General features: G+C 62.9%; 13 protein-coding genes. 4 read left to right on the top strand and 9 right to left on the bottom strand.

Annotated elements, in window-relative coordinates; all coding sequences use genetic code 11:
- The first annotated feature begins 251 nt into the window (after positions 1-251).
- Positions 252-1,472 carry an MFS transporter gene (locus ACWA13_RS15340; protein ID WP_463935034.1) on the top strand — a complete coding sequence of 407 codons (1,221 nt, stop codon included), beginning with the start codon at positions 252-254 and terminating at the stop codon, positions 1,470-1,472.
- Positions 1,473-2,714: 1,242 nt separating this feature from the next.
- On the opposite strand, the gene ACWA13_RS15335 is transcribed toward ACWA13_RS15340, so the two are convergent.
- The 6 genes from ACWA13_RS15335 to ACWA13_RS15310 are packed head-to-tail and all read right to left on the bottom strand — an operon-like array spanning position 2,715 to position 8,935.
- A complete protein-coding gene (locus ACWA13_RS15335; RefSeq protein WP_463935033.1) occupies positions 2,715-3,713 on the bottom strand; it encodes a fumarylacetoacetate hydrolase family protein in 999 nt (332 codons plus the stop codon).
- 11 nt (positions 3,714-3,724) lie between these two features.
- Positions 3,725-4,783, bottom strand: a complete 1,059-nt coding sequence (locus ACWA13_RS15330; RefSeq protein ID WP_463935032.1) for an amidohydrolase family protein — start codon at positions 4,781-4,783, stop codon at positions 3,725-3,727.
- The gene (locus ACWA13_RS15325) at positions 4,780-5,904 is read right to left on the bottom strand and encodes an FAD-dependent oxidoreductase (RefSeq protein WP_463935031.1); all 1,125 of its coding nucleotides are present in this window, start codon (positions 5,902-5,904) and stop codon (positions 4,780-4,782) included. Before ACWA13_RS15325 ends, ACWA13_RS15330 begins: the two co-directional genes overlap by 4 nt.
- 50 nt (positions 5,905-5,954) lie before the next feature.
- The gene (locus tag ACWA13_RS15320) at positions 5,955-6,965 is read right to left on the bottom strand and encodes a cyclase family protein (RefSeq protein ID WP_463935030.1); all 1,011 of its coding nucleotides are present in this window, start codon (positions 6,963-6,965) and stop codon (positions 5,955-5,957) included.
- Positions 6,962-7,909 (bottom strand): fumarylacetoacetate hydrolase family protein, encoded by a 948-nt coding sequence (locus ACWA13_RS15315; protein ID WP_463935029.1) that lies wholly within the window; start codon positions 7,907-7,909, stop codon positions 6,962-6,964. The genes ACWA13_RS15320 and ACWA13_RS15315 overlap by 4 nt, the downstream gene beginning before the upstream one ends.
- A 6-nt stretch (positions 7,910-7,915) precedes the next feature.
- Positions 7,916-8,935 (bottom strand): VOC family protein, encoded by a 1,020-nt coding sequence (locus ACWA13_RS15310; protein WP_463935028.1) that lies wholly within the window; start codon positions 8,933-8,935, stop codon positions 7,916-7,918.
- A gap of 178 nt (positions 8,936-9,113) precedes the next feature.
- Between ACWA13_RS15310 and ACWA13_RS15305 the strand changes: the two genes are divergently transcribed.
- Together ACWA13_RS15305 and ACWA13_RS15300 are read left to right on the top strand one after the other, a co-directional pair.
- Complete coding sequence (locus ACWA13_RS15305; RefSeq protein ID WP_463935027.1) at positions 9,114-9,236, top strand: hypothetical protein; 123 nt, start codon at positions 9,114-9,116, stop codon at positions 9,234-9,236.
- 101 nt (positions 9,237-9,337) lie between these two features.
- On the top strand, positions 9,338-9,712 hold the full coding sequence (locus tag ACWA13_RS15300) for a plasmid pRiA4b ORF-3 family protein (RefSeq protein WP_463935026.1): 375 nt from the start codon (positions 9,338-9,340) through the stop codon (positions 9,710-9,712).
- 309 nt (positions 9,713-10,021) lie between these two features.
- On the opposite strand, the gene ACWA13_RS15295 is transcribed toward ACWA13_RS15300, so the two are convergent.
- The 3 genes from ACWA13_RS15295 to ACWA13_RS15285 form a co-directional block, all read right to left on the bottom strand.
- Positions 10,022-10,600, bottom strand: coding sequence for a PIN domain-containing protein (locus tag ACWA13_RS15295; protein WP_463935025.1), 579 nt, complete (start codon positions 10,598-10,600; stop codon positions 10,022-10,024).
- Between the two features lie 13 nt (positions 10,601-10,613).
- Complete coding sequence (locus tag ACWA13_RS15290; RefSeq protein WP_463935024.1) at positions 10,614-11,150, bottom strand: helix-turn-helix domain-containing protein; 537 nt, start codon at positions 11,148-11,150, stop codon at positions 10,614-10,616.
- A 129-nt stretch (positions 11,151-11,279) separates the two neighbouring features.
- Complete coding sequence (locus ACWA13_RS15285; protein WP_463935023.1) at positions 11,280-11,924, bottom strand: recombinase family protein; 645 nt, start codon at positions 11,922-11,924, stop codon at positions 11,280-11,282.
- 330 nt (positions 11,925-12,254) lie between these two features.
- On the opposite strand from ACWA13_RS15285, the gene ACWA13_RS15280 reads away from it, so the two are divergent.
- Positions 12,255-12,842 (top strand): RBBP9/YdeN family alpha/beta hydrolase, encoded by a 588-nt coding sequence (locus ACWA13_RS15280; RefSeq protein ID WP_463935022.1) that lies wholly within the window; start codon positions 12,255-12,257, stop codon positions 12,840-12,842.
- The last annotated feature ends 28 nt before the right edge of the window (positions 12,843-12,870 follow it).

Below are 12,870 nucleotides of genomic sequence, written 5' to 3'. Positions count from 1 at the left end.
CAGGGAACCCACGTTGAAGGGTCGTTGGATCAGCTGCGTGGCTGTGGTCTCTAATCGGTTCTAAATTGGAGGCGCTCACCCCGCTAAGAGCGTACCCTCCGCAAAGACCTACTATTTGTTCTCTGAATACCAGCTATTCGAATTGCATAATTCCCCCATGCTTCAAGTCTTGCCAGAGTGAGCAGAGTCACCTTTCGGCGCCTACGCAATGGTCGTTCCTTGTGACTATCAAGAGATTAGAGAGAAATTCAATGGAGAATGTTCAGATCACAGGTAGTGACATCATGGCCGGGGCGCCCGGTCCCACGGCGACGCGAACGGCCGGGCGGGTCCAGGCGACCCTCCTTATCGCGGGCAGTTGCATGCCGGTGCTGGGGGCCGTTTTGCTGGCCCCTATCCTGCCGACCCTCAGCCGAGCGTTTGCAGACACCCCCGGCGTGGCCGTCCTGGTGCCACTCACCCTGACGTTGCCTGCCCTGTTCGTGGCGCTATTTTCGCCCCTTGCCGGCTACATCGCTGACCGTGTGGGGCGGAAGCAGTTGCTCGTTTTCGCCATGCTGGCGTACGCCGCCTTCGGAACGGCGCCGCTGTGGCTTGAGACTCTGGAGTCAATCGCACTGTCTCGCGTGGGCGTCGGAATCGCGGAAGCCGCCATCATGACGTGCTGCACCACGCTCATCACGGACTACTACGCGGGCGAACAGCGGAACAAGTACTTCGGGCTTCAGACCATGGTCACTGCACTCGCGGCCACTGCCTTCTTCGCCCTCGGCGGTGCTTTGGGCAGCATCAGCTGGCGGACGCCGTTCTGGCTCTACGCGGTCAGTGCTGTCCTCGTAATCCCCATGGTCTTCAGGCTCTGGGAGCCGGCGAAGAACCAACGCGCAACGGCAAACAAGACGCCGGTCCCATGGCGGCAGATCGGTGCTCCCGCAGCAGTGACGCTGTTCGGCGGCATCGTATTCTACGCACTGATCGTTCATTTGCCGTACGTCATCACCGGCCTGGGCGTCACCGACGCGGCTCTCATTGGGCTCGCCGCCGCCATCGCTTCCCTTGCAACAGCGGCGGGTGCCATCTCCTTCCGCTTTTTGGCGAAGCTGGGCACCCGGAACCTGCTTGCCCTCGCTTTCGGGCTGGCCGGGCTCGGACTCTTCCTGGTCTCTGTCGCCGGCAACGTACCGCTAGCGATCGCGGGAGCGGTTATGGCCAGCGCTGGAACAGGAGTGCTGCTGCCGACCCTGCTGACTTGGGCCGTCAACGGCCTCGGATTCAACCAGCGCGGCCGGGGCACCGGGATCTGGACCGGGACGTTTTTCATCGGCCAGTTTCTGACCCCCATCGTCCTGGGAGTGGCTGCCGCGGTGCTAGGCAGCCTCAACCTGGCGCTGGGCGCACTGGCAATTGCATGTGCCGTTGCACTGCTGGCCGTCCTGATCCGAGGACCCCGGACCGTGCCCGCCAGCCACTGAAGGGATTGCGGTCCATACGCGGATACCCGAAGGTAAGACGAACCCGGGCCAGGACCTGCTGCGCCAGCTGCAGGTCCTGGTCGAACTGCCGAATATCTTCAAAGCTGGCTGCATGCGGCGATGCCCCGCTCCCGCGCCATCTTGATGACGACCTCCTGGTGCGGAACGGCCGGACATATTCATTCCACCGGCACGTCCGAATCCCGGCGCAAATTGCCGACTATTCAAAGACCTGCTCGCAGGACTCACAGACTACCGCCTGCAGGGTGCCGCAGGCCGGTGTGCAGGGACAGTTTCGACGCTGCAGCGGACGGCTGCGGTCTGCTCCAGCAGCCCCGCTCCCGCTCACCCTGGAGGACCTGTTTACGGCCGCTCACGCCGTCGGCATTTTAGAAGGAGTTAGCACTCGGGGGGACGCCTGTTCGAGTCCCGTGATGTGCAGCGCCGTACGGCGGCCACGGTGGCCGGGTTCTGTCGCTGCCGCCGCTCATTGAGAGGACGGACCTGGCCGCGCCGGTCCCGCTGCTTCAGGCGGCAAGGGCACAGCGCGGACATTAGTGTGATGGCGTCCTCCGAAAGCACCAAAGGGGCACCTGGTGGAGTTCATGTACGGGCACCCTCCCGAACCGAAGATCCCGCCGCGTTTGGTGCCCTCTGTCATCCGGAACGGCCCGTCGCTAAGGCAGGGCTGCACCGCAAAGCAGGGGCTGTGGTGGTGTGCTGCGACATGGATAACGACGGTGTCGCGCCCGGGCCCAATTTGCTGACGGTGTATGCCACAGCTGATATGTAGTTCTGGCTTGTCAGGCGTGCCATCGAGCCGACATTTGCAATTGCAGAGCCACCGCCCATGAGGGGTAGATGACCTATATGCCCAGAACGGAGTCGGTGACACTCATTCTATGAACCCGCTTCAGGTCACCTACCGAGTGCGTCCAGCAGTCGACTGCGCTGGGTCCTGCCGACGTTGCTGACGATCTACTCCATCCGCCAACCCTGGGACTGGATCCTTTCAGCAAGACCGCCGCAACCCAAGGAGTCGGCAACACTAAGCTGCCCGCAACAGCGGCACCCGCCGAAGTTGAAGAAAAGGACCGCCCGTGGACCCGGCAGGTCGGCAGTGAGTCGGTGGCGGGTGACCCTAGCCCCGGCCGTCACCAGCAGCTGCGCCTCGACAGCACCTTCGCCCTGGTCCGCCTCAGTAACACCACCGCAGTCCGGCCATCGAGGTGAGAGAGCCCGCTAGATCTGGGAAGTAGCCGCAGCGGCAACCCGGTTGCGGGGACGGTGGCGGGCGGGCACACGCGTCACCGCCTCGCGCCGTTCGCCGACAGTGTTCTCGATGGTCCCGATTCCTTCTACTGTCATGCGGACGACGTCGCCGGTTTTCAGCGGCGGGGGAGTTTTGGAGCCGTTCCGGCCCCATAGTTCTGCGAGGCAGCCGCTGCCGGAGGTGCCGGAGCCCAGGACGTCGCCGGGCCGCACTACGGAGTCCTGGGAGGCGTAGGCGACGAGTTCGGCGAACGGCCAGCCCATGTTGGAGAGCAGGTCCTGGCCGATCCGTTTCCCGTTGACTTCCACGGCCATGGAGATGGGCAGGAAGCCTTCGCCGTCGTGGAGGTCCTGGAATTCGTCGGCGGTGACGATCCACGGCCCCAGGGTGTTGGCGAAGTCCTTGCCTTTGCAGGGGCCGAGGCTGACCTTCATTTCGCGTCGCTGAAGGTCGCGGGCTGACCAGTCGTTGAGGATGGTGTAGCCGAAGATATGCTGGTGGGCCTCCTCCGCGGTCAGGTTGCGTCCGTCGCTGCCGGGGACGGGCCCGACGACGGCGGCTACTTCGGTTTCAAAGTCCAGGTCCTGGCACCCGGCAGGAATGCCAATCACCTCGCCGGTGCCAGTCACTGTGTGGGGGTTGGTGAAGTAGAAGGTGGGCGCCTCGTACCATTCGTCCATGACGCCGGCCACGCCGTCGATGCTCATCCGCATCCCTTCGACGTGTTCCTCGAAGGCCACGAAGTCCCGAATGGTGGCAGGCGCCAGCGGTGCAAGGAGCTGGGCGTCTGCCAGCGGGACGGCAGCGCCTGAACTCACAACCTGCCGGGCGATGTTCAGCGTCTCTTCGAGGCCGGCGTCCAGCAGTGTTTGGACGTCCTGGCCGGCGGGAAGGGCGTAGCAGGTCTCCCCGTCCACAACTCCGGAGTGCGTTCGGCCATTGTGGTTCCAGCGTGCGATCTTGACCATAAAACTGTTCCTTAAACGGTGGATTGGGCGTGGACTGAAGCGGGAGTGATGCCAAGGGCGGCAGCGTTGCCGGCCAGCACCCTGGCTTCCTCCTCGGCGGGAAGCCGTGCCTCGACAACCTCGTCCACGGGGAGGTCGGAGCCCATGTCGAATGGGTAGTCCGAGCCAAGCAGCACCTGCGTCGGGCCTGCCGCGGCAACGAGGGCCTGCAGCTCCGCGGGGCTGTGGACCAGCGAATCGAAGTACAGCTTCTTCAGATATGACGACGGCGGCTCCGCGCAGCCGTGTGCCTCCGGTCGGACCTTCCAGGCGCGGTCCGAGCGTCCCAGGGTGGTGGGAAGGTAGCCGCCGCCGTGGGCCGCCAGTACCTTGAGTTCCGGGTGCCTGTCCAGGACACCGCTGAAGATCAGGTGGGACAGGGCCACGGCGTTTTCCGCGGGCTGGGAGACGGTGTTGGCGAGGTAGAAGCGGTCCAGCCGTTCATCCAGTGAGCAGCCGAAGGGGTGCAGGAACACCAGGGCGCCCAGCTCCGCGGCCCGGCTCCAGAACGGTTCAAGCCGGGAGTCGGAAAGCTCGACCGTTGTGCGCTCCGGATCGCCGGGAGTGGCGGCGAATGAACCGATTTCAACGCCGAGGAGACCGCACTCCATCACAGCGTGCTCAAGGGCTTCCGCCATCAGGCCGGGGTGCTGAAGCGGAACCAGGCCCAGGCCGTTGAGGCGTTCCGGGGCCCGGTCAACAAAGTCGCGCACCGCCTCGTTGGCGGCTTTCGCCACTTTCAGTGCGAGTTCTTCGCCTGCGAAGTAGTAAAAGTGCGATGGCGACGGAGAAACCAGCTGCACGTCCACGCCCTGGGCGTCCATGTCCGCGAGCCGGAGGTCCAGGTCAGTCAGCTGCGGCCAACGCTCCTTGACCATCCGGCCTGACGCGGCCAGTGACTCAGCACCATAACGCCGGGCCTCCAGGACCTGTTGCGCCCGAAAGCCTTCGGGATCGGCTTCCGATACCAGTTGCTGCAGGGCAGGAAGCAGGATGTGCGCGTGCACGTCGACAATTGGGTGCTTGCTCATGCGGGTTCCTTCAGCATTGTGGACAGTGATTCCACCAGGCCCGGAACATCGGCGTCGCGAACGCCGTCAAGCATCCACTGGCCCAACTGGACGGAGGCATTTACCACGGTGCGTGCCCGGTCCAGGCGGCGGTCCGTGAACTCATTCCACAGGGCCTCAGTGACATCGTCGGCCTTGATCAGCAGCTCGGCCAGCACGGCCGCATCTTCCAACGCCATGGCCGCGCCCTGGGCAACCGTGGGCGGGCAGCTGTGGGCGGCGTCGCCGATGACTACAGTGCGGCCGCGGTTCCAGGGCCCCTCGACGAGGTGGGTGGTGAACCATGTGTAGTTGATGCGGGCGCTGTGGTCCAGATTCGCGCGGATCTCGTTCCATGGACCCCCGTAGGCGGCAGCGAGTTCGGCCATGATGCGCGGGCCGTCTTCGTGCTTGCGCTCCTGGGCCTTTTCCACGAGGTAGGCGTAGATGGTGTCCGGTCCGGTGGGGCAGTACCCGGCGATGAAGCAGGGTCCCCCGTACGTGAGGTCCGTGCGCACAACGTCCTCGGGCCGCTCCACGAAGGCACGCCAGATTCCCATGCCCGTAGGCTCGGGGTCGACGTCGATGCCGATGGCCTTGCGGACCGCTGAGTGCAGGCCATCGGCACCGATTAGCAGGTCGAAGCTTGCTGTGGCGCCGTCGGCGGTGCTCACGGTGACGGACCCGCCGTCGTCCGTTATGCCGATGACTGTCTTGCCGTAGCTGATCCGGGCGCCCGCCTGCTCGGCCCGTTCACGGAGGATGGCGGTGAGGTCGGGCCGGTACATGCCCAAGGTGGCGGGCAGGTCGTCGCCACCGGTCCGGATGTCCTCGAGGACGGCAATGACGCTGCCCTCGGGATTCGGGGCACGCAGGCCGAGGGTGCTGAACGGGTAGCCCTTCGCCTCCATCTGCTGCCAGACGCCAAGCTGGCGGAGGACCCGCAGGGCGTTTCCCTGCAGTGTGATTCCGGATCCAAGGGACTGCGGTGCGTCCGCCTTCTCCAGGATTTCAACCTGGATTCCGGCATCTGCCAGCAGGATGGCGGCGGTCAGTCCCGCGGCCCCGGCCCCGACGATTCCGACGTTTTGTACTGCTGCCATCGCTGACTCCTTTGTATTGACGGCGTTACTGCTGATTACGGTGCGGATGGCTACCGGACGGCGATCGGGTTGACGGGCGATCCGACGGCGCCGGTGATGGGAAGCGGAGCGGCGGTGAGCAGGAAATCGTACCTGCCATCCGTTGCGCATGCTTCCGCCAGGCCGTCCGGGTCCCACATCTCACCCAGGAACAGCCCCAGGTTGGGGATCGCGATCTGGTGGAGGGGCTGGAATGCGCCGTCGAACTCGTTGGGGCGCACTTCGAAACCCCACGTGTCGGTGGCAATGCCCGCAATCTCGACGCTGTGCAGCCAAGGAGCGGTGCGGAAGGACAAGCCGGGTGCCGCGCCGCCGGCGTAGTCACCCCAGCCTTCGCGGCGGGTCCTGGTGTACTGCCCGGTGCGGATCACCACGATGTCCCCGCGCCCCACCTTCGCACTGGGACCCTGCAGTTCGATGGTGCGCTCAAGGTGCTCAGGGGTAATGGCGAACCCGTCCGGCAGCTCGCCGTCGTTCCGTCCAAGTTCCGGACCCATCGCCCGGCCAACATCCAGCAACACCCCGCGGGTGACGATTTTGGCAGCTGCTGTCTCAATGCCTGTCACCAGGTCACCCTCGGAAGTAACAACGTCACCGGCAGCCCTGCCGTTCCAAGCCTTGCCACGGTCGAAGATGTGACCCAGTCCGTCCCACTGTGTGGAGCACTGCAAAGGCATGGCGATGACGTCGTCGGCCCCACCGATTCCGTGTGGGAAACCCTGATTCCCGCGCTCCGCGTCAACGCCTGTGTCCGTCATGGTGTGGACGGGGTTGGTGCGTCGGCGCCAGCCTTTCTGCGGCCCGTTGGTATCAAAGGGCTGGGACAGCGAGAATGCTTCGCCGGTCTTCACCAGGGCGGCGGCTTCGACGCGCTTTGCGGCGTTGATGAAGTTCAGGGTTCCGAGCACGTCATCGTCGCCCCAGCGGCCCCAGTTGTTGTACTTATAGGCGGCCGCCGTGATGCTTGCCAGCGGATCCCCCCGTTGGATCAGCTGCTCTTCTTCCACTGCATCGGCCGTCACGGCTGGACCTCGTCCTTGCAATGGATCAGCTGTGTTCCCAGTCCAGTGATGGTACCTTCCATAACGTCTCCGTCCTGCAGGAGCCGGCCCCAGTGAGCACCGTTGCCTGCGGGGCTTCCGGTGAGAACCAGGTCACCCGGGCGCAGCGGCATGATCTGGGAAGCTTCGCTGACGAGCTTGGCCACGCCGAAGATCATGTCCGAGGTGGACTCGTCCTGCATGGCCTTGCCATTGAGCTTCAGGGTCACCTGGACGTCCTGCGGATCGCCAAAGAACTTGGCGGGCACCAGCATCGGTCCGGTGGGCAGGAAGCCGGGGGCGTTCTTGGCCCGGTACCAGTCCGATCCGATGGCTGGCATGTCCTTGCGGAAGACGTATTCGCGGGTGGTGATGTCATTGACCATGGTGTAGCCGAAGACGTAGTCCAGGGCTTCCTCCGGGCTGACCCGGAACGCTGTCCTGCCGATCACTGCCGCCAGTTCCAGCTCCCAGTCGTGGGATGTGGAGTAGGCAGGCAGGGTGAGGTCGTCCGTGGCGGAGGCGATCGCCGTCGGGAGCCCGATGAAGAAGTACGGCGTGCCCTGGCCTGCCCGCTTGTCCATCATGGTTGCCGTCTTGGCGCGCACTTCCTCCTCGTCCTGGCCGGGTTCGCGGTGGGCTGCGGCGAGGTCGATGACGTGTTTGCGGTAGTTCGCGCCGGTTTGCAGGACCTGGGCCGGTTCCACAGGGGCGAGGACCTCGACGTCGGCCAGCGCCAGGCCGGTGTCCCCGCCAGCGGAGGCGGCGAGGCTGTCCAACTGGGTTTCGGTGGTGTCCCAGTGCTCGATGAGGGAGTTGATGTCCCCGTCCACCGGCAGGACCCGGCCGCCGACGAGCAGGCCAGCGCGGGTTTTACTGTCGCCGGCTTCCTGGAAGCGGATGAGGGAATAAGTTGCGTCACTCATGGTGTGTTAGCCCCGTCCCTGCTTGGCGTAAGGGTTCAGGAGGGCTTCTTTCATTTCGGCGGAAGCGCCTTCTTCGGTGGCGGTGAAGCCCTCGGCCGGCGGGAAGGATTCGGTCATGGAGTGCGGCATGGCGCCGTTCTTGTAGAAGTTGTTCGATCCTTCAGAGGGCTTCCAGGTATTGGCTTCCCAGTCCGGGACGTAGTTGCGGTAGCCACCGGAGTTCAGCTCCACGCGCAGTCCGGAGGGCTCGCGGAAGTAGAGGAAGTTCTGCTCGCCGATGCCGTGGATGGAGGGGCCGTATTCCATCGGGGTGCCGTTTTCCATCAACACGTCCGCGGTGCGGAGCAGATCCTCGGTGGCGTCCACCCAGAAGGCGATGTGGTTGACGCGGCCGGCCCGCTTGGAGGTGTCCAGGACCACGCCGAGGTCATGGGACTTTTCGTTGGTGGTCAGTACGGAGAACACGGTGATGGGTGCTTCATCCAGGTCGGTGAAGGCCATGACGCGGAAGCCCAGGGCCTCGTTGTACCACTGGGCGAAGCCGCGGACATCGGAAGCCGCCACCGTGACGTGGTCCAGGAAGCGCGGTGCGGCGGCGTGGCTGCTGCGGCGCTCCGGCCGGTCCGGGTAGGTGGACTCGAAACCGGGTTCGGCAACGAACTTTTCCACCTCATAAAAGAGGCGCATGGGGTGGCCGTAGGGGCCGGTGAACTCGTAAGCCTTGCCGAAGCCATGTCCGCCCGCGGTCCAGGTGCCCTGGACGCCGGTCGCTTCAACGCGCTCGGCTGCGACCTCGAGGGCCGCCTGGGAGTTGGTGCGCCAGGACATCCGGCCCAGGGACGCTTCCGGCCCTTCTGTGATGACCAGGCTGTAGCGGTAGTAGTCACCCCAGCAGCGCAGGTAGACGTTGCCATCCACGCGGTCGACGATGCGCATGCCGAACTTTTCCTCGTAGAACCGAGCCGACGCTTCGACGTCCGGGGTGGTGATCTCGAGGTGGGCAAGATGGGAGAGCGGAGTTTCCACGTTGAAGTCCTTCTGGTTACTGGCTGCGGTACTGGTTGCAGGTCCTGTGACTACTGTGAGGGTCGTCGTCTATTTGGTGAAGAGCGGGATTGGAATAGAAGGTATCCATGAAGCTGATACTTGGAGCAAGCTGGCGGCACATCCCTGTCAGAGTGCTCAGCCGCCGTCGACTGTAAAGATGACGCCCGTGGAAGAAGTGGACTTCAATACCGAAGGACACCAGGTGACCGCCCCCGCTGAATCAGGACGACGGCGTGGGCTGCAGCACATCCATCATGGCGGCTATGGCTGCTCGGGCTGAGCGATAAGGCAGATGGCCATCTAGGGGCGGCCCGGCAGCGGGACCTGGAACGTTCCCTCGAAGTCGCCCGAGAGGCGCGTGATGGCTTGCCGGGCAGCAGTGTGAAGAAACCGGGCGACAGGCCTGAGGAGGATTGCTCCCTGGATCAGCTGATCGCGCTGGCATCGGGCGGAGCGTACTACGAATACGACTTCGGTGACAGCTGGCTTCACCGGCTCGAGCTGGTTTCCCGCCGGCACGCGGACGAAGACAGTCCGGCGGCCCGATTGACCGACGGCGCCCAGCTGGGCCCGCTGGAAGACTCCGGAGGTTTTCCCGGTTACGAGGAAATCATGGAGGCCTTGGCCGACCAGTCGCATCCTGACCACGCCGAACACGCAGCATGGGCGGCCGACTTGACCGGCTCTGATGCGCCTTTTGACCCCACCTTCCTGGACATCCTCGCTGTGAACCGGGCGCTGTACAAGCAGTTCTGACCTTCGAAGTCCGGGGGAAAACGCCACCAAACGATGGCAGGAAACAGCCCCTTCTGCAGACACTCCCCCGGTCAGTCTCAAACGCCGATAACGGATATTCCGTCAAGTAGCGTTTCCGGCAGCCGAGTCGGAGAAAGTTTCAAAACAGGAGGGCGGATGTCCTGGCCCACGGGCGGTGCCGGCCCCCGGGCTTTCTCTGGCACCCGGGGGTCATGTCGCTGGGCGGAGCTGCTTAGGCTGCGGGTCGTGACCGGATGTCGGATCGCGGTGAATGTACGGAGAATGGCTGCGGCCAATTCCGCTAGTTCGCTAGAACAGATCCCGAATTAGTGCCGTGGCCGCATCCAGGCCGTACAGCTTGTCTAAGGTATCCAGAATGTCCTCTGGGGAGGACGCTGTACCCTTGCGCCCTGACCGGGTAGACATGGCCAGGACGGCACGGAGACCCAGATCCGGCCTCATGGACACGGTGTCAAAGGCAAAGTCCTTGGCACTCACTACTTGGATGCCAGCAGGGATTTTTTCTTCAGGGAAGTCGCGGTAATTCTCAGTTACGATACTGCCAGCGCCGCCCACAACTGCTGCAGCCAACACATGCTCGTCATCAGGATCAGGCAAACCGTAGCTCCCCTCGAGCCCTTCCCAATTCGTGACGATCGCCTCTCCGAAGCTGGAACGCATGCGTTCGGCCAGGTGCAAGGCCTTTTCCCGTGCTTCTTCCACGCTGTCCCCTCGCTCGACGCGCTTAATCTCTTCGTTTGCCTCGACCTCCATGAGGATGGCGTCGCTAAAGATGAAGCGGTAAGCCCCCTCGAATGCCAGAGATAACAGAAAATCCCGTTGCGTACTCGGCCAAAGGACGCAGCTGTCAAGGAGGGCGGTGAACATGGTTCCTATCGTGTCATTCCTTGTGCTGTCGGCGGCGCTCCGCCGCTACAGCACGAGCCTTCTTCATCCTGTTGATCGCTACTTCGGGGTTTTCATCGTCGAGCGTTCCCAAGGAATCCAACGCTTCGTATTGCTCCGCCTTTCGGACTTCCTTGAAAGCAAGGATGTCTTCAAGCTTTATGCGGCGGTGAGTACCAGGCTTTTCGAAAGGAATCTTTCCTGCATCGAGCAGGCGAACGAGTGTTGGGCGCGTAACGCCCAACAGCTCTGCCGCCTGCTGAGTGGTCAACGTCATGGAACTGGGTGTGATGGTAATGGCTAGGCCCTTACGCATTGCTTCCACGGTTTTAACGAGCACTTCATAGATTTCGTGGGGGATCTCAACCTGGTCGCCGGCATCAGCACCGGAAAGAAAAAACTGAGGAGAAGGTTGAGAGCCGTTCTTCTCAGCATGGGCCTCCATGAAGTTGTAGATCTTCCCAGTTTGAGGCGCCTCTGGTGCGAGGAAGGTTTCCTTGATCGCTGTACTCGTAGCCATGGTTTCGCTCATCCGTTTTCTACGAAATTATCGTTTTGTTCGTTTTGCCTCATGGTAGTCCCTAAAGCTGCGGGAAGCTAGTCGTCGGGCCAACGAACCCGGCTTGCAAAACAAGGATGAAACCCATCACCTCACCTACATCTATTCGTCCTGTTCCAACGCCGATAGTGGACGTTCCGTAAGCTGTGGCAAGAGGATTGAGTCGGCAGGGGGGGAGGGTCCCACTAACATAGCCTGGCGCAGGTACTGGTAGACCGTCTCCCTACTGATCCCGTAATCGCGGGCAAGGACGACTTTCGAAATACCGCTGCCGGCCCGCTGGACCAGCTCGGCCGCCCGCTCCGGAGTCAGGGTCTTTTTTCGCCCCTTGTAGGCGCCGCGCTGCTTGGCAAGGGCGATCCCTTCCTTCTGGCGTTCCCTTATGAGGGAACGCTCGAATTCGGCAAACGCGCCCATAACGGAGAGCATGAGGTTCGCCATGGGGGAGTCCTCGCCAGTAAAGACCAAGCTCTCTTTGACGAACTCCACCCGCACCCCTTTGCACGTGAGGCCTTGGACGAGGGCACGCAGGTCATCGAGGTTGCGTGCGAGCCGGTCCATGCTGTGAATCACGACGGTGTCCCCGTCGCGCGCGAACCGCAGCAGCTCGGTCAGTTCTGGCCTTGCTGTATCCCTGCCGGAGGCCTTGTCGATGAAGACCCGATCCAGAACCTGGCCTTCGAGCTGTCGTTTCTCGTTCTGGTCCAGCGTGCTTACCCGCACGTACCCGATCCGCTGTCCGGCCACTGATTGCCTCCAACCCTTCACCCGTCAGGTTGAGTTCTAGGCTCGTCTTAGAAGGAAGTCAAGACTAGTCTCGAAGTTTGTCAGGTTTGGGTGTGCCTCAACTGGACGGCCTCTGGGACTTCCGAGTCTGGATCTGCCCCGTGTTCGAAGTTCCCCAACTTCAACAAGCCCCAGCCCTAGAGCAGTTGCGGAGTGAGATTGCGATTGCGTTTGCCGCACTGCTTGGTGCAGAGAATACGGGCCGATTGGGCCGTTTCGTGAGTGAACCTATCGCTGACGAGACTCGCACCGCCTACTGACGTATCAGCGAACCCGTTAGAGTCTTTGGGTATGAACGTAGCAGCCAGTAACGTCCCGCAATGGACCGCCCAGCGGGTTGTCATTGTCCACGGGTACGAGGCTTCGCCGGATGCGAACTGGTTCCCTTGGCTTCAGAAGGCCCTCGAAGCTAAAGGCATAGCCGTCGCCATCGTTCCCCTCCCTAAACCTGACGATCCCAAGGAAACAGCGTGGGAAGACGCGGTCAGCGCGGCACTTGGAGTGCCCGATGCGGCAACCGTGATTGTGGCGCATTCTCTCGGCGTGGTTACTGTCCTACGAGTACTCGCAGGGTTGCCGGAGCCATGGGAACTGGGCGGTCTTGTGTTGGTCGCCGGCTTCACTGGGCCACTGGAAGCATTGCCGGAACTCAATGATTTCCTCGCAACTGGCGTTGACGTCGAACGGGTAGCCACCAGCATTAATGATCGAACAGTAATCCGCTCAAACACGGATCCTTTCGTGCCGCCGGCAGCGTCCGATGACCTCGCCAGGCGCTTGGATGCAAGGTTGCAGGTTCATCCGAAAGCGGGACATTTCATGACAGAAGACGGCGTTACAAGCCTGCCAAGTCTGCTCGACCTTATCCTGTCCACATAGCGCTCCTCCCCGCACGCTCAATCCGCGG

It is taken from the genome of Pseudarthrobacter sp. TRD_SC_9 (assembly GCF_055361265.1).
This window is presented reverse-complemented; position numbering and strand designations above follow the sequence as displayed.